At 53.0% G+C, this 17,268-nt stretch carries 15 protein-coding genes and 1 tRNA gene; 10 read left to right on the top strand and 6 right to left on the bottom strand.

All coding sequences use genetic code 11. From position 1 onward, the window contains the following. Nucleotides 1-315: 315 nt before the first annotated feature. Together DXU84_RS19700 and DXU84_RS19695 are read right to left on the bottom strand one after the other, a co-directional pair. Nucleotides 316-1,584: an integrase arm-type DNA-binding domain-containing protein gene (locus tag DXU84_RS19700; protein WP_153376539.1), complete on the bottom strand. Its 1,269-nt coding sequence runs from the start codon at nt 1,582-1,584 to the stop codon at nt 316-318. A gap of 161 nt (nt 1,585-1,745) precedes the next feature. Then, nucleotides 1,746-1,821: transfer RNA gene (locus tag DXU84_RS19695), tRNA-Asn, on the bottom strand. A 394-nt stretch (nt 1,822-2,215) separates the two neighbouring features. Between DXU84_RS19695 and DXU84_RS19690 the strand changes: the two genes are divergently transcribed. From DXU84_RS19690 to DXU84_RS19660, 7 genes are all read left to right on the top strand, one after another. Beyond that, complete coding sequence (locus DXU84_RS19690; RefSeq protein WP_119261755.1) at nt 2,216-3,088, top strand: MurR/RpiR family transcriptional regulator; 873 nt, start codon at nt 2,216-2,218, stop codon at nt 3,086-3,088. A gap of 28 nt (nt 3,089-3,116) precedes the next feature. After that, nucleotides 3,117-3,698 carry a D-alanyl-D-alanine dipeptidase gene (gene ddpX / locus DXU84_RS19685; RefSeq protein WP_013575982.1) on the top strand — a complete coding sequence of 194 codons (582 nt, stop codon included), beginning with the start codon at nt 3,117-3,119 and terminating at the stop codon, nt 3,696-3,698. Nucleotides 3,699-3,745: 47 nt separating this feature from the next. Beyond that, complete coding sequence (locus tag DXU84_RS19680; protein ID WP_131637888.1) at nt 3,746-5,326, top strand: ABC transporter substrate-binding protein; 1,581 nt, start codon at nt 3,746-3,748, stop codon at nt 5,324-5,326. A gap of 61 nt (nt 5,327-5,387) precedes the next feature. Beyond that, nucleotides 5,388-6,404 carry an ABC transporter permease gene (locus DXU84_RS19675; protein ID WP_015690085.1) on the top strand — a complete coding sequence of 339 codons (1,017 nt, stop codon included), beginning with the start codon at nt 5,388-5,390 and terminating at the stop codon, nt 6,402-6,404. Nucleotides 6,405-6,408: 4 nt separating this feature from the next. After that, nucleotides 6,409-7,320 carry a D,D-dipeptide ABC transporter permease gene (gene ddpC, locus DXU84_RS19670; protein ID WP_112152523.1) on the top strand — a complete coding sequence of 304 codons (912 nt, stop codon included), beginning with the start codon at nt 6,409-6,411 and terminating at the stop codon, nt 7,318-7,320. Between the two features lies 1 nt (nt 7,321). Further along, a complete protein-coding gene (locus tag DXU84_RS19665) occupies nt 7,322-8,350 on the top strand; it encodes an ABC transporter ATP-binding protein (RefSeq protein WP_119261754.1) in 1,029 nt (342 codons plus the stop codon). Then, nucleotides 8,350-9,306: an ABC transporter ATP-binding protein gene (locus DXU84_RS19660; protein WP_119261753.1), complete on the top strand. Its 957-nt coding sequence runs from the start codon at nt 8,350-8,352 to the stop codon at nt 9,304-9,306. The genes DXU84_RS19665 and DXU84_RS19660 overlap by 1 nt, the downstream gene beginning before the upstream one ends. Nucleotides 9,307-9,630: 324 nt before the next feature. Here the strand turns inward: DXU84_RS19660 and DXU84_RS19655 are convergent, their stop codons facing one another. From DXU84_RS19655 to galB, 4 genes are read right to left on the bottom strand one after another with little or no spacing between them, the layout of a single operon-like run. Further along, entirely contained in the window at nt 9,631-10,515 is an 885-nt protein-coding gene (locus tag DXU84_RS19655) for an NAD(P)-dependent oxidoreductase (RefSeq protein ID WP_153376538.1), read from the bottom strand. Next, a complete protein-coding gene (locus tag DXU84_RS19650) occupies nt 10,508-11,632 on the bottom strand; it encodes a 4-oxalomesaconate tautomerase (protein WP_153376537.1) in 1,125 nt (374 codons plus the stop codon). Before DXU84_RS19650 ends, DXU84_RS19655 begins: the two co-directional genes overlap by 8 nt. A gap of 9 nt (nt 11,633-11,641) precedes the next feature. Then, nucleotides 11,642-12,367 (bottom strand): 4-carboxy-4-hydroxy-2-oxoadipate aldolase/oxaloacetate decarboxylase, encoded by a 726-nt coding sequence (locus tag DXU84_RS19645; protein WP_013575974.1) that lies wholly within the window; start codon nt 12,365-12,367, stop codon nt 11,642-11,644. Next, on the bottom strand, nt 12,364-13,110 hold the full coding sequence (galB, locus tag DXU84_RS19640; protein ID WP_153376536.1) for a 4-oxalmesaconate hydratase: 747 nt from the start codon (nt 13,108-13,110) through the stop codon (nt 12,364-12,366). Before galB ends, DXU84_RS19645 begins: the two co-directional genes overlap by 4 nt. Before the next feature lie 151 nt (nt 13,111-13,261). Between galB and DXU84_RS19635 the strand changes: the two genes are divergently transcribed. The 3 genes from DXU84_RS19635 to DXU84_RS19625 all read left to right on the top strand — a co-directional run bounded on the left by DXU84_RS19635 (nt 13,262) and on the right by DXU84_RS19625 (nt 17,211). Then, nucleotides 13,262-14,491: a LysR family transcriptional regulator gene (locus tag DXU84_RS19635; protein ID WP_013575972.1), complete on the top strand. Its 1,230-nt coding sequence runs from the start codon at nt 13,262-13,264 to the stop codon at nt 14,489-14,491. Nucleotides 14,492-14,852: 361 nt separating this feature from the next. Beyond that, complete coding sequence (locus DXU84_RS19630; protein WP_153376535.1) at nt 14,853-15,965, top strand: glycosyltransferase; 1,113 nt, start codon at nt 14,853-14,855, stop codon at nt 15,963-15,965. After that, nucleotides 15,958-17,211, top strand: a complete 1,254-nt coding sequence (locus tag DXU84_RS19625; protein WP_153376534.1) for an O-antigen ligase — start codon at nt 15,958-15,960, stop codon at nt 17,209-17,211. Before DXU84_RS19630 ends, DXU84_RS19625 begins: the two co-directional genes overlap by 8 nt. Nucleotides 17,212-17,268: the final 57 nt, after the last annotated feature.

Below are 17,268 nucleotides of genomic sequence, written 5' to 3'. Positions count from 1 at the left end.
TAACTGGAGGGAAAATTAAGAAAGAATCCGTGCTAGCGACCTGGCTGTGCGGATTGAATCGATAATTGGGATCTCCCCTGTATCATCAAATTGAACAGGCAGGTAACGTCCGTTTCTCCCAGCTCATAACAGACCTAAGCCGTTTCCGTGAATAGTTTTGTATAAGAAGAGGACCTCACACTTTCGATTCACGCAAGTTAATCCGGTTGAAGATGCTCATAAACGGCTTAACAATTTCTCCGAATTAAAGCCAGAAAAATGCCGTACCAGTACAGACTGATACGGCTTTTTTTGAGGTTTATTTTGTCAGAAGGGCTATCTCATTGTGTAACTGATTTCCTTCCCACAAATATAAGGCGGCACATACTCTTTCCGGCACATATCCAGATAATCCGACCACCATTGCATCATCGCTTTACGGGCATCGAGATATTCTGCTTTATGGATGTAAGCCGCTCGAACGCTGTTACGCTCCTGGTGACTCATCTGCCGTTCAACCGCATCCTGCGGCCACAGCCCAGACTCCATCAGGGCACTACAGGCCATTGCCCGAAACCCGTGGCCGCAGATTTCATCTTTTGTGTCATAACCCATCAGGCGTAGCGCCTTGTTGACCGTGTTTTCACACATCGGTTTATACGGATTGTGATCGCCGGGGAATACCAACACCTGATGCCCGGATATTTCCCGTATCTGTTTCAGAATAGCAATAGACTGACAGGAGAGTGGAACGATATGTGGAGTACGCATTTTTGCACCACGCCCAGAGTAGCGGACACCGGGGATGGACTCGCGAGTGGCAGGAATGGTCCAGATTCTATTTTTGAAATCGATCTCAGACCAACGGGCGAAACGCAGTTCGCTGGAACGGATGAAAAGGTGCAGGGTTAGTGATACGGCCAGGCGGGTTAACTCTCGTCCTTGCTGGTAGTCCTTAATGCGAATCAACAGTTCCGGCAGTCGCTCCAGCGGAAGGGCAGGGTAGTGGCGTTTAATGGGAGGGGCGATGATACCGTCCAGATTTGCTGCCGGATTGTTCTCTATCAACTCCTGATGTACGGCATGACGTATGATGTTGCACATATGCTGCCGGGTACGTGCTGCGACTTCCAGCAGACCTTTTTTCTCAATCCCTTTCAGCAGGTCGATGAAATGGCGGGTTTTCAGTTCTGTGACCGGCAGGTGTCCAATTATCGGGAAGATATGGTTGTTCATGCTGGCAAGCAGGCGGGTTGCGTGGTTCTCTGACCATGTCCGGTTGCTGTTATGCCACTCCAGTGCCACATGTTTGAAGGTTTTTTCTGGTGTGGAAGGGGTTCTTTCAGCAGAGCGCTGCTGTGCTGGATTGATATTCTGCGCCAGCAGCTTGCGGATACCGTCACGCTGTTGTCGGGCATAAGCCAGAGAAACATCGGGATAGGCCCCTAAACCGAGGCGGGATTCTTTTCTATCGATACGATATTTGAGATACCAGAGACGTGAACCGCCTGGATTGACCAAAAGGTATAGACCGTGCGAGTCGGAGACTTTGAAGGGTTTTTCGGATGGTTTTAAGTTGCGGATTTTTGTGTCGTTAAGAGACATTTGGGGGTCACTCCGTCATCGAACCAACTTGACCCCAAATCTGACCACCAAATTCTCCCGATGCGGAGGGAAAACTGAAAATGCATCGGGAAGACTTTTCACGCTAACTCATTGAATTCGAATCATATAGGGATTCGCAAAGTGGCATGAAAATAAGAATTTGGCTCCTCTGACTGGACTCGAACCAGTGACATACGGATTAACAGTCCGCCGTTCTACCGACTGAACTACAGAGGAATCGTTGGAACGGGGCGAATAATAGCGACTGCCTGTGGGCATGTCAAAGGGTTAACGAAAAAAGTTGTCTGACTGCTTTCTTAATATTCAACTTGTTGACTATTAAGGCAAAGTGATTAAAACCTCTGCCATTTTTCTGTACGTCACGCCTTTTCACGTCTGTATTGCACTAAAAGTATTCACAAGTTGCCTGATTGTTGTGCAGGAGTTATCGGTAAGTTTTATTCTGGCCGTTATTCTGCAAGTTTTTTGCCAGCCACTGGCCATAAAATCGTCATAAATTCAGATCTGCTGCACAAATTTCACTCATATTTCGAAACTGGCACACCCCGTGCATTGTTATTTTACTAACAACGGCTAGCTTTTTGACAATGAAGCAACAGGGGATTAACTGATGCAGCCAGCGCAGGATGTGATTGAACAAATCGAAGCCTCGTTTGCCGGGCAGACACCCACGGGCAAACGCATTGCCAGCTATCTGCTGGCAAATCTTGCACAGATCCCGTTTGAAACGGCGGACAGCATTGCGCGCAGCGCGGCGACCAGTGGCATTTCTGTCGGGCGATATCTGCGCAGTCTCGGCTATCGCAATCTCGATCACTTCAAGCAAACGCTGCGCCTGCAAAGCGGCACATCATATCAGCCGTGGGTGGTTACCGACCGTCTGGGCGCTTATCGCGAACGCAGCAAACAGCCGCAGCAGGAAAAGTTGCAACAGTCGCTGACGCTCGAACTCGAAGCCATTAATCACGTGTATCGGCTGGCGCAAACTGACAGTTTTGCACAGGTCAGCCGCCGTCTGGCCGATGCGGAGGCGGTGTTTATTCTCGGTATCCAGTCGGTACGCGGCATTGCCAACAACTTCTCCAGTTATCTCGAGTACTTACGGCCAAAAGTCTATTTCGCCGACGGGCTTTCCGGCACCTATGTCGAATCCCTGAATTCGGAATTCGCGCAGCCTTATCTGGTGGTGACCGACACCCGTGCCTATTCGAAGATGGCGCAAACTTATTGCGAAGCTGCCTGTGAACGCGGCCTGAACGTGGCACTGATCACCGACATTTACTGTCCGTGGGCGCGCGATTATCCGGTGGATTTATTGCAGGTGAAAACCGACACCGGCCAGTTCTGGGACTCGATGGCGCCGCTAAGCTGCCTGTTCAATCTGTTGTGCTCGGCGGTGCTCGAACTGCGCGGTCACGATGTAGAACAGCGCCTGGCGAATAACCGCATCCTGCAAAAACAGCTCGGACAATTTGAATCCTGAACTTCTAAACCAGCGGACAGATTTATTGATGAATACGAAAACACCTGATGTTGCCCTGATCGATCTGGCTGAAATTCTGCCCGATGCGGTGATCGACCTGAAATATGCCACCGCCGATAACCTGACCGGTCAGCCGATTTATCGCGAATCCCTCTGCCTGCTGCATCCCGATGCCGCGTCGGCGTTGGTTCGTTGTAACGAAGTCGCGAAACTGGCCGGATTCACGTTGAAAATCTATGACGCTTACCGGCCGCAGGCGGCGCAGGCCTGTTTGTGGGCGGCGTTTCCGAATCCGGATTATGTGGTGGATATCAGACTCGGTTCGCACCATAGCCGCGGTGTGGCGGTGGATCTGACCTTGCTGGATGAGCAGGGTGAGGCGGTGGATATGGGCGCGGGCTTCGATGAAATGACCGAAGTATCGCATCCGTTTTACCCTGATTTACCGCCACATATTCAGCGTAACCGCTTGCTGCTTAACGCCGTGATGGCGGCGGGGGGCTTTAAGGGTATCACCAGCGAGTGGTGGCACTTTGAATTACCGGATGCCAAAACGTATCCGTTGTTGGAAGAGCGGTTCGGCTGCTATCCGCCGGTTAATGCCGCGTAATTATTGCACGTCTCTTATCACTTTTTGACAGAGCCAGGAGTTCTCAGATGAGCAACACAGCAATCAACACGTTCCGCAAAAATACGAAAACACAGGTCGCCGGTGCCATTTTTCTCGCCTTGTCAGGCTTAAGTTTTGCCACGCAGGCCGCCGTGCCGAAAGACATGCTGGTGATTGGTAAAGCAGCCGATCCGCAAACGTTGGATCCTGCGGTGACTATCGACAACAACGACTGGACGGTCACGTATCCGGCGTATCAGCGTCTGGTGCAGTATAAAACCGAAGACGGCAAAGGCTCGACGCAGGTTGAAGGGGATCTGGCGGCAAGCTGGACGGCATCACCGGATCAACGGGTCTGGACCTTCAAACTCAAGCCGGGCGCTAAATTTGATGACGGTTCCGACGTCAATGCCGATGCGGTGAAATGGTCGTTCGAACGACTGATGAAAATCGGTCAGGGGCCGTCGGAAGCCTTCCCGAAAGACATGACGGTGACCGTTGTCGATCCGATGACGGTGACCTTTACGCTCAAAACGCCGTTCGCGCCATTCCTCTATACACTGGCGAATGACGGCGCGGGTATCGTCAATCCGGCGATTGCCAAAGCCAATCCGGCCGATGAAGGTAAGGCGTGGCTGGCGGGACATACTGCCGGTTCCGGCCCTTATAAACTCGATCGCTGGCAAAAAGGTCAGCAACTGGTGCTGGTGCCCAATCCGCATTACAGCGGCGCAAAACCAGCCTTTAAACGTGTGACCGTGAAAATTATCGGTGAAAGCGCCACCCGCCGCCTGCAACTGTCGCGCGGGGATCTGGACATTGCCGATTCCCTGCCGATGGACCAGCTGGCTGCCCTGAAAAAAGAAAATAAAGTCGCCGTGGAAGAATTCCCGTCGTTGCGCGTGACCTATCTGTATCTCAATAACGGCAAAACGCCGCTGAATCAGGTGGATTTACGCCGCGCAATTTCTTCTGCCGTGGATTATCAGGGCATGGTGAAAGGCATTCTCGGCGGTAACGCCAAACAAATGCGCGGGCCAATTCCTGATGGCATGTGGGGTTTCGACCCGACGGCGAAGCAATACACCTTAGATCTGACGCAGGCCAAAGCTGACCTGGAGAAAGTCAAAGACAAGCCGCAGACGCTGGACTTCCTGTATTCCGATAACGATCCGAACTGGGAATCCATCGCGCTTTCCGTGCAGGCCAGCCTCGGCCAGGCCGGGATTAACGTGAAGCTGGAAAAACTGGCTAACGCCACCATGCGTGACCGCATCGGGCAGGGTGATTACGACATCTCAATTGGTAACTGGAGCCCGGATTTCGCCGACCCGTACATGTTTATGAACTACTGGTTTGAGTCCGACAAAAAAGGCCTGCCCGGTAACCGTTCCTTCTACTCAAATCCTGACGTTGATGCGTTGCTGAAAAAAGCCGTGTCAGTGACCGATCAGAAACAGCGCACCGACTATTACCAGCAGGCGCAGAAAATCGTTATCGACGAAGCGGCATACGTGTATTTGTTCCAGAAAAACTATCAGGTGGCGATGAACAAAGACGTCAAAGGCTTTGTTTTCAACCCGATGCTGGAGCAAGTCTTCAATGTTGGTCAGATGCATAAGCAATAACCGCAATATCATTCACGAAAACCCCTTTCACGACCTGAAAGGGGTTTTACGGGGAAAAACTATGACTTTTTGGACTCTGATTCGCCAGCGCTGCTGGGGTCTGATACTGGTGATGGCGGGCGTGTGCGTCATTACTTTTATCATCTCGCATATGATCCCGGGTGATCCGGCGCGGCTGCTGGCGGGCGATCGTGCAAGCAATGAAATGGTCGAACATATCCGTGAGCAACTGGGGCTGAATCAGCCGCTTTACGTGCAGTTTTTCCGTTACGTCAGCGATTTGTTGCACGGCGATTTGGGCACGTCGATCCGTACCGGTCGTCCGGTACTCGAAGACCTGAAAGCGTTCTTCCCGGCGACCCTGGAACTGGCGGTCAGCGCACTGTTTCTGGCGATTGTGCTCGGCATTCCGCTGGGCGTGTTGTCGGCGGTGTACCGCAATAAATTTCCGGATCATCTGGTGCGTCTGCTTTCCGTGCTCGGCATTTCCACGCCTGCGTTCTGGCTGGGACTGGGCGTCATCATCCTGTTCTACGGGCATCTGAACCTGCTGCCGGGCGGCGGAAGGCTGGATGACTGGATGGATCCGCCCGCCAATATCACCGGCTTTTATGTGCTCGATTCCCTGCTGACCGGTAACCGGGACGCCTTCTGGAACAGCCTGCAACATCTGGCGATGCCTGCGCTGACGCTGGCGTTTGTACACATGGGGATCGTGGCGCGGCAAATTCGCTCGGCGATGCTTGAGCAACTGAGTGAAGACTACATTCGGACGGCGCGGGCTAACGGGTTGTCACGCTGGCGGGTGATCCTGAGCCACGCCTTGCCGAACGCGCTGATCCCGTCGGTCACCGTGCTTGGGCTGGCGATGGGCGATTTGTTGTATGGCGCGGTGCTGACCGAAACGGTGTTTGCCTGGCCGGGTATGGGCGCGTACGTGGTGAATTCGATTCAGGCGCTGGATTTCCCGGCGGTGATGGGTTTTGCGGTGGTGGTGTCGTTTGCCTACGTCATCGTCAATTTATGCGTCGATTTACTGTATGTGTGGATCGATCCGCGCATCGGCCGTGAGGGGTGAGCCAATGTCTGTGATTGAACCGGGCGTCAATAATCCTCGGGCCGACATCGTGGCGCCAGATGTCAAACCGCGCTTTGCCAACTGGCGGCGCACATTCTATCTGCTGAGCCGCAGTCCGCTGACGATGTTAGGGCTGGCGATCATGCTGATTGTGCTTTTCATCATGATCTTTTCGCCGTGGCTGGTGCCGCACGATCCTAACGCCATCAGCCTGACTGACCGCTTGCAGGCACCTTCCGCGCTGCACTGGTTTGGGACTGATGAAGTCGGGCGGGATCTGTTCAGTCGTGTGCTGATAGGTAGCCAGCAATCCGTAGCCGCCGGGCTGGCGGTGGTGATCATCGCGGGCACGACAGGCTCGTTGCTTGGCTGTTTTTCCGGCGTGGTCGGCGGTGTGGTGGATGCGCTGATTATGCGCTGTATGGACATCATGCTGTCGGTGCCGTCGCTGGTATTAACCATGGCGCTGGCCGCCGCGCTCGGGCCGAGTTTGTTTAACGCCATGCTGGCGATTGCGGTGGTGCGCATTCCGTTTTATGTGCGGCTGGCGCGCGGTCAGACGCTGATGCTGCGTCATCAGGCTTATATGCAGGCTACGCGGACGTTCGGCGCGTCACGCTGGCATCTCATTACCTGGCACGTGCTGCGCAATGTGATGCCGCCGCTGGTGGTGCAGGCTTCTCTGGATATCGGTACCTCGATTCTGATGGCGGCAACGTTAGGGTTCATCGGCCTGGGCGCTCAGCAACCGACCGCAGAGTGGGGCGCGATGGTCTCCAACGGCCGCAATTATATTCTCGATCAATGGTGGTATTCAGCCTTTCCAGGTGTGGCAATTCTGATTACCGCCACCGGTTTTAACCTGTTCGGCGACGGTCTGCGCGACCTGCTGGATCCGAAAAGCAGAGGGCGCTGAGATGACTGAACAATCCCAGGCGCCGGTACTGGAAATCGACAATCTGCAACTGGTCTTTCCGGTTTACGGCGGAGAAGTGAAAGCGCTGAATCAGGTGTCGCTTTCAGTGAACGCTGGCGAAATCGTCGGCGTGGTCGGTGAATCCGGCTCAGGCAAATCGGTCACGGCGATGATGGCGATGCGCCTGCTGCCACCTGACGGTTTTACCGTGACCGGCGGTGCGTTACGCATGCTCGGCACCGACGTGATTCACGCCAGTGAGGAGCAGATGCGCACATTGCGCGGCGCGCGCGTGGCGATGATTTTCCAGGAGCCGATGAACGCCCTGAATCCGACGCGTAAAATTGGCCGTCAGATGTGCGAAGTCATTTGTCTGCACCAAAAACTCAGCAAGGCACAGGCGTGGCAAAAAGCCATCGGCCTGCTGCAGGACATGCAGATTGCCGATGCGGAGCAGGTGATGTCACGTTATCCGTTCGAACTCTCCGGTGGTATGCGTCAGCGTGTGCTGATCGCCATGGCATTTTCCTGCGAGCCGGAGCTGATTATCGCCGATGAACCGACCACGGCGCTGGATGTTACGGTGCAGCGTCAGGTTTTGCGTTTGCTCCAGCGCAAAGCCCGTGCCAGCGGAACCGCCGTGTTATTTATCACTCACGATATGGCGGTGGTGTCCCAGTTGTGCGACCGGGTGTACGTGATGTACGCCGGACACGTCATTGAAAGCGGCAACACGACGGATGTGATCGACACGCCGTCGCATCCGTATTCCATCGGATTATTACAGGCGGCACCGGAAAACGGCGAGCCGCGCAGCCTGCTGAAAGCCATTCCGGGCACGGTGCCGAATCTGGCAAAACTGCCGCAGGGCTGTGCGTTTCGTGGCCGCTGCAATCATGCCGATGACCGCTGCATTGCGACACCGGCGCTGGCCTCGTTGCCGCATTTTCCGCAGCAATCTGTTGCGTGCTGGCATCCGCAGCGTTATGCCGGCGACATCCACATTCAACGCATTGAGGAGCATTCCTGATGATGGCTGAGGCACTGGTAGAGTTGCAGGATGTGCGCGTGCGGTTCGCGGCCAGTTATAACTGGCGCGGCAAACCCACCAGTTATGTGCATGCGCTGAACGGGCTGGATCTCAATATTATCCGCGGCGAAACGTTAGGCATTGTCGGCGAATCCGGTTGCGGGAAAAGCACGCTGGCGCAGTTGCTGATGGGGCTGCAAAAGCCGAGCAGCGGCGAAGTGCACCGTGCACGCCATGACAATTCCTGGTTCGGCTCCGGTATGCAAATGGTGTTTCAGGACCCGCAATCGTCGCTGGATCCGCGTCTGCCGGTCTGGCGGATCATCACCGAACCGGTGTTCGTGCAAAAACACAACAGCAGCCGCGAGCGTCGTGAACTGGCTGCGACGCTGGCAGAGCAGGTGGGGATCCGCAGGGAATACCTCGACCGTCTGCCGCATGAGTTTTCCGGCGGTCAGCGTCAGCGTATTTCTATCGCCCGTGCGCTGTCTTCAGAGCCAGACATCATCGTGCTGGATGAGCCGACCTCGGCGCTGGATATTTCAGTGCAGGCGCAAATCCTTAATTTGCTGGTGGAACTGCAACGCCAGCGCAACCTGACTTATGTGCTGATTTCTCACAATGTGTCGGTTGTTCGCCACATGAGTGACCGCGTGGCGGTGATGTATCTCGGGCAAATTGTCGAGCTGGGCACTGCGGAAAAAGTATTGTCCGAACCGCAACATCCTTACACCCGTCTGCTGCTGGATTCGGTTCCCCGCGCCGGTCGTCAGCTTGATGAAGGGATAGTCGATAAGAAAGGTGAATTACCCAGCAACCGTAACCTGCCGATGGGATGTTACTTCCGCGAACGTTGTCCGCTGGCCGGGGATGGTTGTCAGATGCCGCAGGATCTTGTGCATGGGGCGGGCGGCGTGGTGGCGAGGTGTCATCGGGTTATGCCGGAGCGGGTGTAGTTTTTAGCTCCTCCCCCTGCGAAGGGAAGGAAGCACGCCAGTTAAATCTGACCAGAGTTTGGTTTTAGCTCCTCCCCCTGCGAAGGGAAGGAAGCACGCCGGTTAAATCTGACCAGAGTTTGGTTTTAGCTCCTCCCCCTGCGAAGGGGGAGGCGGGGAGGGGGTATTAATGGCGAAACGATTGTTGAAGTATCCGCCGGGTAAAAACGTGCCAAAGCAAACTTCAACGCTATGATTTCTCTGTAATACCCCACCCCAACCCTCCCCTTCGCAGGGGAGGGAGTTGACCGGTTTTCTCCTCCGGTCAGGTGAGAAAGGGACAACTTATTTTCGTAAAAGATCTACTGTCCTCCCCCAGTCAAACGGCTCCAGATCCGAATACCTGATCCCCTTCGCGGCCAGCGCATCCACCAGCCCCTGCTGGGCAAGTACGGTTCCCCGGCTCAGGTTGGGCGCGACGCCGACGTCTTCCAGTGTTTTCACCACTTCACGCATTTCCTCGGCGCGGCGCTTGCCGTGTTCAGCGATGCGGCTGATAAGATAATGCGGAAACGGTCCGTCCCAGCCCAGTGACGGAAAGCTGGCGTGCAACGAGGCGAGCACTTCTTTCTCGACGCCGTACTGACGTGCGGCGCTCAGGCATTCGGCGGTCAGCGCTTCCAGGCCTTTTATCATCACACTGCGGCACATTTTTATCGCCGAGGCTTCTCCGACGGTGTTGCTGTGAACTTTGCTGTTAAATCCGTTTTCATTCAGCCATTCATTGATCGCGTAAACATGTGTGCCGCCCAGCAGTAACGGGGTTTTCAGCCTTGCAGGCGGATAGGGGGCCATGACGGCGACATCAATGTAATTGCCACCCGCCTGCTCAATCAGCGCCATCGCTTCGCGTTTGGTGTGCGGCGAAACTGAATTCAGATCGAGAAAGAACTGACCGGGTGCGAGATGCCGGGCGACGGCACCGGCCACATTCAACGCTTCGGCGGCGGTCACAGCGGAGAAAATGATCTGACTGCCTTTCACGGCGTCTTCCGGTGACGGCGCAAAATGCACTCCGGCGTCACGGGCGCGCTGCCGGATAACCGCTGAATCTGTCAGCTTATCAAACGCCACGATATCCGGTGCCGGATTTTGCTTTTTCAGATCCGTTGCCAGAATGGTGCCCACTTCGCCGAGGCCGATGAGGGTAATGCGGGTCACGTTATTCATGATGAGATCCCTGTTGATCGTCCTGATGACCCTCCCAGACGCTGGCGGGGATGGCGACACGGCCTTCAAAAATCAGCCTTGCGGTACGTAACAGGGCACAGCCAGCCAGCCGTTCTGCCCCTGTTTTTGTCGGATCGAGTTGTAATTCCACGCTGAATTCCCCGGCCGGATGTTCCACGCTGATTAAAGGCGTGTTGCCGGACGGCGTATGTGCCAGCCCTTCGGTGATGCTGCCGGGGATCAGGCAGGCGCTGGCGACGCTGACCGCGCCGAGTACGCCAATCGAGGCGTGGCAGCGATGCGGAATAAACGTCCGGCTGGAGATGGCACCGCCATTTCGCGGTTCGGCAATTAATGTCATTTTTGGCACGGTGCGCTGCGTGACATCGCCGAGTTTCATTTTCGGGCCCGCCTGTAAGCGGATGGATTCGAGGCGTTTTTTCAGCTCCGTGTCTGCATCCAGCTGTTCACGGCTTTCATAACCACTGCGCCCGAAATCGGCGGCGCGCAGCAGAATAACGGGCATGCCATTATCGATGCAGGTGACGTCGATACCGTCAAACGTGTCACGGGCGTTACCGGTCGGCAGCAACGCGCCACAACTGGAACCGGCGATATCGGCGAATTCCACGCTGATTTTGGCCGCAGTGCCGGGTACGCCGTCAATGCGCAAATCACCCTGATAGCACACCTGCGCGTCTTTTACCGGCACATGAGCGGTCGCAATCTGGCCGGTGTTTTCCATGAAGATCCGCACCGGGGTAATCCCTTCAACCGCGCTCAGCAGTTGCCTTTCAATGGCGAACGGGCCAACGGCAGCCAGGATATTGCCGCAGTTTTGTCCGTAATCCACCACGGCTTTATCGACATTAACCTGCGCAAAAAGATAATCGACGTCGGCGTCAGGGCGTGCCGAAGGGCGGATAATCGCCACTTTGCTGGTCAGCGGATCGGCGCCGCCAAGGCCATCAATCTGGCGCGGATCGGGGGAACCCATCGCCGCCAGCAGCACATTGTCGCGTAAGGCCTGCTCGTGCGGTAAATCGTCCGCCAGAAAAAATGCGCCTTTTGACGTCCCGCCGCGCATCAGCAGGCAGGGGATTCGGGTCTGCGGCATATCGGCTCCTCAGCGCCTTGCGGCATTTTCCAGTTCTTCCAGCGAATCGAAATACTTCAGGCCTTTTTCTGCCAGACGCGGGCGCATATTGTAGATATCCAATCCGAGTTCACCGTCTGCCATCCTGGCACGTTTACTTTCTTCCAGCGCTTCACGCTCACGGCTGGCCTGTGCCACTTGCGCGACCTCTTGGCGGGGGATGACCACAACGCCGTCATCATCGGCCACAATGGCATCGCCCGGATTCACTAACTGTCCGGCGCAAACCACCGGCACGTTCACGGAGCCGAGCGTTTCTTTGATCGTACCCTGCGCGTGAACGGCCCGTGACCAGACGCGGAAACCCATATCTCGCAGCGTTTTGGTATCACGCACGCCGAGATCGGCAATCAGCCCGACCACGCCGCGCGCTTTCAGTGACGTTGCCAGCAAATCGCCGAAGAAGCCGTCGGAACAGGGCGAGGTTGGCGCAACCACCAGAATATCGCCCGGCTGACACTGTTCCACTGCCACATGGAACATCCAGTTATCGCCCGGTGCGGTGAGCACGGTGACGGCGCTGCCGGAAATCGCACAATCCTGCTGTATCGGACGGATGCCCGCATCCAGCAAGCCTTTGCGACCCTGCGCTTCATGTACCGTCGCCACGCCAAAAGCCGCCAGTGCCGATACATCTGCTTTATTTGCCCGTGGAATATGGCGAACCACGACGCCTTTTTTGCCGACCAGACTCATGCTAAATCCTCCGTCACTCGCGGGAAGAGGCTCTGATAGCCTTCGCCGTAAACGATGTGTTTGGCGCTGGTGATCCCGACGTTACGTTTGGCCTGCACGCCGCGCTGTTGGGCGACGCGGGTATAGTATTTCCACAGATGTTCCTGACCGGCCATGCATTGAATGGCCTGATATTTCTTGTCCCAGACATCAGTGATATCGAGCAGAACATCGGGTTTCCAGTCGCACTGTTCCGGCTGATGTGGTTCAAAACAGTAAACCGGGGGTGCACCGACAATGGTTTCGCCCGGCTTATAGCCTTCTGCCTGCGCGATAATCCGCGCTTCCTGTGCCAGATGCGTCGCCATCGGGTGATCGTAGTTGTACGGGTCTTTCAGCGAATGGGTCAGCACAAAATGCGGCTGTACGCGGCGGTAAACATCGGCCAGACGGAACAACGATTCCTTGTCGGCGCGCAGCGGATAATCGCCCATATCGAAAAACTCGACACTGGCCCCGAGGATTTCGGCGGCGGCCATGGCTTCTTCGCGGCGTGATGCTTTCACGACTTCTTCGGTCATATTGCCTTTGCGCCACAGTTTGGCAGACTCACCGCGTTCACCAAACGACAGGCAAACGATGTGCACGGCGTAACCGGCCTGAGTATGTCTGGCGATGGCGCCACCCGCACGCCAGACGAAATCGGCAGAGTGGGCACTGACGACTAATGCACTTTTAGTGTTCTCTTTTTTTGGCTGAGTCATGGAGATGTCCTTGGTTTTTTGTTCTCAAAAAGTCTGAGTTCCATGCTGTCAGTCTGAGTCTGCGACGGGTAATTCATTTGATTGCAGGGGGTATGCGTTTTATTTATATTGCAGGGAAAGGTCACGCAAAAAAAGCTGAAGGGAGAAGGGGATGGCAGAGTCTGAGATGCTGAGTAACCTGATGCAAATACGGGCATTTTGTCAGGTGGTCGACCAGGGAAGTGTATCCCGCGCGGCTGATGAGCTGTACCGCACGCAATCTGCGGTAACACGGGCGATACGGGATCTGGAACAGTCCCTCGATGTTCCGCTGTTTGAACGTCATGCCAACGGCATGCTACTGACGGATTTCGGTAAATGCGTGCTGCCGCGTGCGCGACGTGCGATTGCCGAATTGCGGCAGATCCCCTCACAGCTGGCGAAATTACAGGGCAAAAGCGGGCAAAGGCGCGGGGATACCGAACCGCTGTATCTGTTTAACGTCCGGCGTCTGCAAATTTTTATCTCTCTGTGTAAAACCCGGCATATGCAGACGGTCGCCACGCTGCTCGGCCTCAGCCAGCCCGCGGTCAGTGCTGCGCTGAAAGTACTGGAAAACGGTGCCGGTGTTGCGCTGCTGGAACGCACACCGCATGGCATGATGCCTTCACTTGCGGGGCAGGATATCGTGCCGAACCTGCGTCGTGCGCTTAATGAATTGCGTCATATTCCCGCCGACATTGCCGCCCGTCGCGGTGTGCTGGAAGGCACTGTGCAGGTTGGCGCTTTGCCACTCGGGCGCACGCGCTTACTGCCGCAGGCGATTATCGGCCTGACGCAGCGCTACAGCGGCGTGAAAGTGGTGACCAACGAAAGTGCCTTCAGCGCACTGGCGTCCGAGCTGCGGTCCGGCGAAGTGGACTTTATTTTTGGCGCGCTGAGATCCCGTGATTATGCGGCTGATATGGCAACAGAAACATTGTTTACCGAAAGCATGGTGATTCTGGCGAGAAAAGGACATCCGTTGCTGGCAGAAAATGTCACGCAGGAAACTCTGCGCGAGGCGCGCTGGGTGTTGCCGCGTGCTGAAACCCCGGCAAGACACCTGCTGGATAACAGTTTTGCCGCCATGGGGATACCGCCGCCGGACCCGGTGGTGGAAAGCGGTGATCTGGGGATTGTGCGTGGGCTGCTGCTCGGTTCGGACATGCTGGCAGCAGTATCAGCCCGCCAGCTTGAGCATGAGCTTGAATCCGGCGAACTGGTTAAACTGCCGCTGGATCTGGCCGATACGCACCGCGCCATTGGCCTGACCTTCCGCGCCGGAAGTCTGCTTTCACCTGCCGCAGAGGCGCTGGTGATGGAGATCAGAAAAGTGTGTGGCAACCCCATTTTCATATGAAAATTTTGATTACGGGTAATTATCGTGTGTGAAATATGAACGATGTTGTTATGTGCTTTGGGTTTTGGGTCATTATTATCCTTAATACAAACAGGATGAATTCCGGTTCGTTGTATAAACAAAATACCTGTATCAGATCGCCCTCGTTTTACAGGCCCTGTCAGTATTGGGAATTCTCTAATTTTTAAGACAAGGTTACGTTTGTGTCTGTTTTGTACATGAATGGCCTGTCATTTTAAGGTAAGATGTCCGCCCTTGTGAAGGGAATGCCTGTTTTTTGATAAACCTTGTATAAATATGTGTTGAGAAATAAAGGTTGAATATTGCTCTCGCGGTTTGAGGGCTGTGAAGAGACTGGACTATGATAACTAAAGAAAAAGAAGTTATTAATAAAAAGAAAATAGTGCTTGTGACAGATTTACTTATCGGGCGTGGCGGCATGGAAAACGTGACCAGCCAGGTAATATCAGCACTCAAAAAGAGTGAAGAGTTTGAGGCGGGTTTTTTCGTCATCAATAGTGGTGAAAAGACGTACTCAAAATCTTGGCTCGATAATGCCGTGCTATTTGAAAGTGTCTGCACACTACGAAATAAAAAAGTAAAAAACTTCATACATACTCTGCGGCTTCTCTTATTTATCAGAAAATATAAACCAGAACATGTCATTACACTTAATACAATACCCAGCTTAATGGCACGTCGTGCAATTACCTTTTCTGCGCATAAGACTGTTTTATCGACATGGATGCATCTTCCACCCCGGGAGCGGTATCGCCCGCATTATCTGTTATCAGCAGAACATCATTTTGCGATCAGCGATGAAATAAAAAATCAACTGACAGAGTTGGGTGTCGACAAAAATAACGTCGATGTGGTTTTTAACCCCGTGAAAAAAACGGATACGGTTATTTTAAGACCCGAGTCGCTCAGAATCCTCTACATCGGCAGAATACATTTTGAAAGACAAAAGCAGTTAAAAGATCTCTTTGATTCGCTTGCCCGGGTCAATGTCCGCTGGTCATTAGATATCGTGGGAGATGGTGAAGATTTGGCCATATGTCAATCTTATACGCAACAGTCGGGGATTTCTGATCAGATTACCTGGCATGGATGGCAAAGTGCCCCCTGGGAATATGTCGAAAATAATATCAAAGAAGTCACTTGCCTGGTCATGACGTCTAATTTCGAAGGCTTCCCGCTTGTGCTGCTGGAAGCGATATCCCGGGGAATATATTGCGTCTCCTCTGATTGTATCAGCGGTCCGTCAGAAATAATTGAAAACAATATTAATGGGCAACTTTATCCGCAAAATGACATTATTACGCTTTCTCAAATCATTAATAAAATAGGCAGTGATCGGGTATTGCCAGAGCAGGCCGTGATAAAGGAAAGTATCGGGAAGTTTTACGAAGATGCGTATATGAATAATTTTAAGAATATTCTTAATAAGATTGCTGAGGGAAAAGATGAATAGCAAATCTGCTACAGCTCCTTTGAAAATAATTGTTAATGCATCAGTTATTGCTCTTTGCATTTCACTTTCATTGAGCATGTTTATTACCGGATGGCCACAAAAAATATTCTATGTTGTTTCTTACGTCAGTTTTTTTACCACTTTATATGCTATTTACAAAAAGGATATCTCATTTAAGAATGAACATTTTTATCTGGTGATGTTCTTTTCATTGTTTTTTTTAGCCGCAGTCCGTTTTGTCTGGGCAATGATGCTAAAGCATAATGGCATAGATCCCTCGCCGACGAGCGCAGGCATCATTAACAATTATTTAGTAGGGAGCAAAAGGATCCTGCTGGGTGCTTTTGTCATCTTATGTCTTTCTGTGTATGGTTCGCTGACAACTCAAAAAACTATATTCTTAAGTAAAGTAATAATCGTGGTGGGGTTGATTGTTACGCTGGGCTTCGGGTTACATGAACATTTTTATACCGTGAATGACCGGATAAAACTGACGACTGATGCATCGTCAATGTCCTCTTATATGATTATTTTCATATACGCGGCTTATCTGGGGTTAAGCCGGTTAGAAAATCATCGTTATTCAAAATGTGTGGATCTAGGGGCTTTTATACTGACCTTTATCCTCCTGTATTTATGTGGGACAAGAATTACCATTCTCGCTCTCATATTCCTTAAGCTTACCTTTATATTTTTAGAGTATAAAATAGACTTAAGAAAAAATTGGCAGATGGCGGGGTTGGTCGTGCTCGCTATTGTGACGATTTTAGGCATCACCGGGCATCGCTGGGCCCAGGGTATTAATGATATCCAGAAATATGATGTACAAAGTTCAACATCACTGGGGGCCAGGGTGGCGATCTGGCAAAGTGGTATATACCTGTTACATCACCATATTGGTTTTACTACGCCTGATGAGAGAACCACGTTGGCCAGAGCGTTTATCAAAACGCATCATCCGGAAAACACGGAAGGCTATACCAATGTTCAATATAATATGCACAACGAATTTCTTGAGGTCACTACACTTCAGGGATTATTAGGAACGTTTTCCTTATTGCTGCCTTATCTGGTTTTAATCTATGGGTGGGTGAGGAAAGTTAATATTAAAGGCATGGTGCTACCATTTATTGCTTTATTCGTTACCGGACTGACGGATTCAGTGATTCTTTATGATCAGACAGCAACATTGTTTGTCATGTCGCTGGCAGTCTGCTGTATTGGTATTCGAAAATCTGCTGAATAACATGCCTGAAATATAAGGATTCACACTCTGAATCCTTATATTATTTAAGTTTTTTTC

This window comes from Rahnella sp. RcJ3 (assembly GCF_009498575.1).
Taxonomy (GTDB): Bacteria; Pseudomonadota; Gammaproteobacteria; order Enterobacterales; family Enterobacteriaceae; genus Rahnella; species Rahnella aceris.
The sequence above is the reverse complement of the archived record's forward strand: the minus strand, read 5'-3'. Positions and strand labels throughout refer to the sequence as shown.

Bases quoted from the DNA above. Each gene is read 5' to 3' on its own strand.
- DXU84_RS19630 (WP_153376535.1), top strand. From the start codon at position 14,853: ATGATAACTAAAGAAAAAGAAGTTATTAATAAAAAGAAAATAGTGCTT.
- DXU84_RS19655 (WP_153376538.1), bottom strand. From the start codon at position 10,515: ATGAATAACGTGACCCGCATTACCCTCATCGGCCTCGGCGAAGTGGGC.
- DXU84_RS19680 (WP_131637888.1), top strand. From the start codon at position 3,746: ATGAGCAACACAGCAATCAACACGTTCCGCAAAAATACGAAAACACAG.
- DXU84_RS19645 (WP_013575974.1), bottom strand. From the start codon at position 12,367: ATGAGTCTGGTCGGCAAAAAAGGCGTCGTGGTTCGCCATATTCCACGG.
- DXU84_RS19650 (WP_153376537.1), bottom strand. From the start codon at position 11,632: ATGCCGCAGACCCGAATCCCCTGCCTGCTGATGCGCGGCGGGACGTCA.
- DXU84_RS19635 (WP_013575972.1), top strand. From the start codon at position 13,262: ATGGCAGAGTCTGAGATGCTGAGTAACCTGATGCAAATACGGGCATTT.
- DXU84_RS19625 (WP_153376534.1), top strand. From the start codon at position 15,958: ATGAATAGCAAATCTGCTACAGCTCCTTTGAAAATAATTGTTAATGCA.
- DXU84_RS19665 (WP_119261754.1), top strand. From the start codon at position 7,322: ATGACTGAACAATCCCAGGCGCCGGTACTGGAAATCGACAATCTGCAA.
- DXU84_RS19675 (WP_015690085.1), top strand. From the start codon at position 5,388: ATGACTTTTTGGACTCTGATTCGCCAGCGCTGCTGGGGTCTGATACTG.
- DXU84_RS19700 (WP_153376539.1), bottom strand. From the start codon at position 1,584: ATGTCTCTTAACGACACAAAAATCCGCAACTTAAAACCATCCGAAAAA.
- ddpC (WP_112152523.1), top strand. From the start codon at position 6,409: ATGTCTGTGATTGAACCGGGCGTCAATAATCCTCGGGCCGACATCGTG.
- DXU84_RS19690 (WP_119261755.1), top strand. From the start codon at position 2,216: ATGCAGCCAGCGCAGGATGTGATTGAACAAATCGAAGCCTCGTTTGCC.
- galB (WP_153376536.1), bottom strand. From the start codon at position 13,110: ATGACTCAGCCAAAAAAAGAGAACACTAAAAGTGCATTAGTCGTCAGT.
- DXU84_RS19660 (WP_119261753.1), top strand. From the start codon at position 8,350: ATGATGGCTGAGGCACTGGTAGAGTTGCAGGATGTGCGCGTGCGGTTC.
- ddpX (WP_013575982.1), top strand. From the start codon at position 3,117: ATGAATACGAAAACACCTGATGTTGCCCTGATCGATCTGGCTGAAATT.